Genomic DNA, 4,785 nt, shown 5'->3' on the forward strand with positions numbered 1-4,785 from the left:
CTGCACCTGATCATCGGCAAGGCCTCCTTCACGGAGACCCAGCTGGTGGACACGCGTAGTCCTCCTCGGTGAGGTGCCGTCCCAGGTTGGTGGCGACCGCGCCCGGGTTGGCCGCGTTGACGGTGATGCCGTCGCCGGCCCAGCGCCGGTTCGCCTCGACCGCGAACAGTGCGGTGGCGGTCTTCGACTCGCCGTAGGCCAGGAGACGGTCGTAGCGCCGCTCCCGGAAGTTGACGTCCTCGAAGACCATCGGGGCCTGCACGTGGGCGATGGAACTCAGCGACACCACGCGGGCCCGACCGGCCGCGGCGAGTGCCCGGTGCAGCCCGTTGGCGAGCGCGAAGTGGCCGAGGTGGTTGGTGGCGAACTGCAACTCCCACCCCTCCGCCGTCCGCATCTCGGGGGTCGCCGACACCCCGGCGTTGTTGACCAGGATGTGCAGCGGGCCGTCCCAATCGGCGACGAAAGCGGCGACGGACCGCTGGTTGGACAGGTCCAGCGGGGCGACCCGGACCAGCCGGTTCGTGGCCGCGGCGCGGACCTCTCGCGCGGTCCGTTCTCCGGCCCGCACGTCCCGCACCGCCAGAGTCACCTCGGCGCCCGCAGTGGCGAGCGCCCGGGCGGTCTCCACGCCGATGCCCGAGGAGGCGCCGGTGACGATGGCGCGCTGCCCGGTCAGGTCGGCACCGGCCACCACGTCGGCGGCGGTGGACCGGGCGTTGAACGGCGTGGTGAGGCGTGTATCAGTCATGATCGAGTTCCTTCGGTGGGTGTCCTCAGGTGGCCGTACCGACGGGCCGTACAGGCGTACGGAGTGCCGGCCGAGCCCTACCCGACGATCGTGCGCGGAGGCCTGCGCGGACGGCCAACACACGCTTCCTGACGTGGCTACAGTCTGTTCCTGTGGGCATGCCCGAGCTGCGACAACTGCGGTACTTCCTGGTCCTCGCGGAGGAGCTGAGCTTCAACCGGGCCGCCACCCGGCTGATGATCGCCCAGCAGTCGCTGTCGCAGCAGATCACCGCCCTGGAACGCGTCCTCGGGGCGAAGCTGTTCGACCGCGACAGCCGTGGCACCACACTGACCGAGATCGGCGCCCTGTTCGTGCCCGAGGCGCGCGCCGTGACAGACCGCGCCGAGCAGGCCGTCGCCGTCGTGGGACGGGCCGTGCGGGGTGAGGTCGGCGCCCTCCGGCTCGCCTTCCTGACCACCGTCGCCAACCACCTCCTGCCCCCGGTGGTCCGGGCGGTCCGCCACCACCTCCCCGACCTGCACCTGGCCACCGAGTCCACCAGCATCGCGCCCCTCGTCCAGGGCGTCCTCGACGGGCGGTACGACGTGGCCTTCACCCGGACCCCGCTCGTTCCCGGCCTGGAGTCGAGGAGACTGACCACTGAACCGGTCTGCGCGGTGCTGCCCGAGGGCCACCCGCTCGCCGGCCGGGCCGAGTTGGCGCTCGCCGACCTGGCGAACGAACCATGGGTCATGACGCCGCGCAGCTCCTGGGAACCCTGGCACCGCGCCTACCAGGACCAGTTCCGGGAAGCGGGGTTCTTGCCGACCGTCGTTCAGGAGGAGGCCGGCGTGCAGAGCCTGCTCGGCCTGGTCGCCGCCGGACTCGGCGTCACCCGGCTCGCCTGCTCGGCGGCGAGTCTGCGCCGCACCGGCGTGGTGTTCGTCCCGCTGACCGGGGCGTACACGCACACGGAGATGGTGTGGTTGGCGGAAAACACCGCGCCCGCCCTGCACCGCTTCCTGGATGTGGTCACCGACCTCGCGGCGACGACCGACCTCACCAGCACCGGCTGACGGCGAGGCGATCGGCTCACCGCGCGAGGTGGTGGGTGGTGCCGGCGGCGACGGCGCGCCAGCCGGAGGTGTGATGACCACGAGATGCGTGCCGCTGGTGGATCCGCGATATCGCAGCGGTGTGACGCCCGCCAGGGCCAGTGGCGGACGGCCGTGTTCACTACCCTTGGCGCGATGAGTCGATCCGCCGCCGCTGGTCGGGCTCCGCTCTGGCGGGACCGGACCTTCGGCACGTACTGGGTCGCCCAGTCGCTCTCGGCGGCCGGCGACTCGTTCGCCTACCTGGCGGTGCCGCTGCTGGTGCTCCAGGCGACCGGGTCGGTGGCACGGATGGGCCTGCTGACCGCCGTCGCGGGCGCGGCGTCCGTCGTCGCCGGGATCTTCGGTGGGGTGCTGGTCGACCGGTACGACCGCCGCACCCTCATGATCGTGGCGGACCTGACCCGACTGGTGCTCTACGCGCTGGTGCCGCTGGCGTGGCTCGCTGGTCCGCAGGTCTGGCTGCTCTTCGTCGTGCTGCCGATCTGCGAGGCGGCCGGCATGCTGTTCCAGGTGGCCGCGGTGACAGCGGTCCGCAACCTCGTCGACTCCGACCGGATCACCGAGGCCAACGGCCGGTTGCAGGCGACGTACGCCGCGGCGGCCGTCCTCGGGCCGCTGCTCGCCGGTGTGGTGGCGGCCCGCTTCGGCCCGGCCACCGCCATCGCCGTGAACGCGGCGAGCTTCGCGCTCTCGGCAGCCGGCCTGTGGCTGATCCGACTGCGCCCCGTCCAGGTGGACGAGGGGGTGGCCCGGCAACGCCCGCTGGTCGAGTTTCTGGCCGGGGCGCGGTTCCTGTGGCGTCAGCCCGTGCTGCGCGCGCTGACCGTCCTGTTGTCGGTCTTCATCTTCCTCACCTACGGGTTCGTCGACGTGCTGATCTACCACGTGACGCACGACCTCGGCGGGTCCGAGGGCACCGTCGGCACGGTGCTCGGCCTGGCGGCGCTGGGCACTGTCGCCGGGGCGCTGCTGGTGGCGCCGCTGCGCCGACGTCGTGGCTTCGGTGCCACCTGGATCGGCGCGCACGCGATCTGCGGTTTCGCGGTGGCGGGGGTCGGCATCGCCACCACAGTGCCCGCGGTCACCACGTTGACCGCTGTGTACCTGTGCTGTCTCAGCGTCGGCGGGATCTGTTCGATGTCCCTGCGGCAGGAGATCACCCCCGATCACCTGCTGGGTCGGGTGACGTCGGCGTTCTGGAGCACGCACTACGCCCTCGGTCCGGCCGGGGCCGTCGTGCTGACCTGGGCCGCCGGCCGGTACGGGGCTCCGGCGGTCACGCTCGTGGCGGGCGCTGGGTGCCTGCTGGTCGCTGTCGGCGGGCTCTTCACCCCGATCCGCCGTGCCGGCGCGGAGCCGGCCGCCGGGCAGCCCGGACTGCGCCCGGCCCCGGCCGGCGGCACCGTTGGTTGAGACGCTATGGAGCTGATGTCCTAAACGATTCAAGCGGTGGGGACGCTCCAGGCGGTGGAAAGATCCGGACGACCCGGCCCGTGGCCGATTCGTTTGTGACATCAGCTCCAAAGGCGCCGACCACCACTGTGGCCTCCTGGGCGAGCGGAGCGGACGCGGTCAGAACTCCTGGTACATCACGTGCAGGCCGACCCGGCCCACTGTGGGGTGACGGAACGCGCCCGGCACGGTGCCGACCACCTCGAAGCCCTCCCGCCGATACAACCGCACCGCCGAACCGTTGCTCTCCACCACCGCGTTGAACTGCATGCCGGCGTACCCCTGGCGGCGGGCCCAGGTCAGGGCGTCGCGGCACAGCGCGGCGCCGACGCCCCGGCCCCGCGCGTCGGCGGCGACCATGAAGCTGGCGGTGGACACGTGAGCGCCCGGCCCGGGCCGGTTGGCGCCCATCTTCGCGGTGCCGAGAACCCGCTCGCCGTCGACCGCCACGACGGTCCGCGCCGGCGCCGCCTCGACCCACATGCCGTACGACTGCTCGGCGGTCATCGCCGGGTCGTAGGGGAACGTCTCCTGTGCCCGGATCACCTCCTCGATGATCGGCCACACCTGCGACCAGTCCCGGTCGACGAACTCCCGAATCAGCACCCGGGGAGGTTAGGCCCCGGCCGGAGCCCTGGACAATCCGTTTATCCGCAGGTGCATCCACGCGGCCTACCCGATGCGAAGCATGGGTCGTGACGAGACGTCACGGATCCGTCGCTTCGACGAAAGGCCCGCTGATGAAGATCGCACGACTTGCCGCCCGGATGGCGGTGGGCGCCCTGGCCACCGCGCTGGCCACCACGGCCATCGCTGTGCCGGCCGCTCAGGCGACCGGCAAGGCCAAGCCGCTCGGCACGAACTCACTCGCCGCGGTGCTCACGAAGGACACCAGCGGTTTCGACCGCAACTCGCGGGACTTCGACGTGCTGACCGCGGCCGTGCTGGCCGTGCTGGAGGCCAAGCCGAACTCTCCGGTGAAGGCGCTCACCGACGGCACCGTGGCGCTGACCGCGTTCATCCCCACCGACGCGGCCTTCCAGCAGTTGGTCCGCGAGATCACGCAGGCCCAGAAGTTGCCGAGTGAGAGCGCGGCCTTCACCGCCGTGGCCGGGCTGGGCATCGACACCGTCGAGTCGGTGCTGCTCTACCACGTTGTCCCGGGCGCCACCATCGATCGCAAGACGGCGGTCCGGGCCGACGGCACGGACCTGACCACCGCGCTCGGCTCGACCGTCGAGGTCGACGTGCGCACCTACCTGTACTTCTTCCGCCAGGTGCGGCTGGTAGACGCCGACACCGACGACCGTGACGCCCGGGTCGTCTCCTACGACGTCAACAAGGGCAACCGGCAGATCGCGCACGTCGTGGACCGGGTACTGCGCCCGATCGACCTGCCCTGACCGCGGGCGGGTGGCGTCCGGCCATGCGCCGGACGCCACCCGCGCCGGCCGGTCAAGCGCCCGGTGCCCCCCCCCCCCG

At 71.8% G+C, this 4,785-nt stretch carries 5 protein-coding genes; 3 read left to right on the plus strand and 2 right to left on the minus strand.

Annotated elements, in window-relative coordinates; genetic code table 11:
* Positions 1-28 precede the first annotated feature (28 nt).
* On the minus strand, positions 29-751 hold the full coding sequence (locus ABZ749_RS29570; protein ID WP_357233552.1) for an SDR family NAD(P)-dependent oxidoreductase: 723 nt from the start codon (positions 749-751) through the stop codon (positions 29-31).
* A 158-nt stretch (positions 752-909) separates the two neighbouring features.
* On the opposite strand from ABZ749_RS29570, the gene ABZ749_RS29575 reads away from it, so the two are divergent.
* Together ABZ749_RS29575 and ABZ749_RS29580 are read left to right on the plus strand one after the other, a co-directional pair.
* Positions 910-1,809, plus strand: coding sequence for a LysR family transcriptional regulator (locus ABZ749_RS29575; protein ID WP_357233554.1), 900 nt, complete (start codon positions 910-912; stop codon positions 1,807-1,809).
* Positions 1,810-1,983: 174 nt separating this feature from the next.
* A complete protein-coding gene (locus ABZ749_RS29580; protein ID WP_357233556.1) occupies positions 1,984-3,264 on the plus strand; it encodes an MFS transporter in 1,281 nt (426 codons plus the stop codon).
* Between the two features lie 159 nt (positions 3,265-3,423).
* Here ABZ749_RS29580 and ABZ749_RS29585 read toward each other — a convergent pair whose 3' ends face one another.
* Positions 3,424-3,909 (minus strand): GNAT family N-acetyltransferase, encoded by a 486-nt coding sequence (locus ABZ749_RS29585; RefSeq protein WP_357233558.1) that lies wholly within the window; start codon positions 3,907-3,909, stop codon positions 3,424-3,426.
* 134 nt (positions 3,910-4,043) lie between these two features.
* Here ABZ749_RS29585 and ABZ749_RS29590 point away from each other — a divergent pair, with 134 nt between their 5' ends.
* The gene (locus ABZ749_RS29590; protein ID WP_357233560.1) at positions 4,044-4,706 is read left to right on the plus strand and encodes a fasciclin domain-containing protein; all 663 of its coding nucleotides are present in this window, start codon (positions 4,044-4,046) and stop codon (positions 4,704-4,706) included.
* Positions 4,707-4,785 lie beyond the last annotated feature (79 nt).

The sequence above is a fragment of the Micromonospora sp. NPDC047753 genome (genome assembly GCF_040642735.1).
Lineage (GTDB): Bacteria > Actinomycetota > Actinomycetes > Mycobacteriales > Micromonosporaceae > Micromonospora.